We start from the raw sequence: 329 nt of genomic DNA, 5'->3' as shown, positions 1-329 counted from the left end.
TGCGGCGACAGCGGGTTCTGCCGCGCCTGGAACAGCCACGCGTTGGGCTTGCGGAAGTCGTAGTCATCGAGGCTGTAGATGCCCGGCGTCACGCTGTCCTCCAGCGCCCACTGGCTGATGCCCTCTTCGTCGGTTGAGCCGCCTGAAGGGGTGACGTGATACGGAATGGTCTCGTAGCCCGGGAACGGCTCGTACTGGCCGGGGGCATCGGTGAGGATAAGCGTGTGGCGGTCCTGCTCGTGGCGGAAGTGATAGGTGATGCCCTCCAGCTCCAGCAGGCGGCTGATGAAGTCGAGGCTGCTCTCCTGGTACTGCACGCAGTATTCCCA

Annotated in this window: 1 protein-coding gene; it reads right to left on the bottom strand. The window is 64.1% G+C overall.

Annotated features, from left to right (window positions below):
- Window positions 1-329 (bottom strand): contractile injection system protein, VgrG/Pvc8 family (locus tag AACV31_RS17400; RefSeq protein WP_255491455.1); only part of this gene is annotated, 329 nt, incomplete at both ends.

It is taken from the genome of Cronobacter sp. EKM101R, from assembly GCF_963888145.1.
In the GTDB taxonomy this organism is placed as follows: Bacteria; Pseudomonadota; Gammaproteobacteria; order Enterobacterales; family Enterobacteriaceae; genus Cronobacter; species Cronobacter turicensis.
This window is presented reverse-complemented; position numbering and strand designations above follow the sequence as displayed.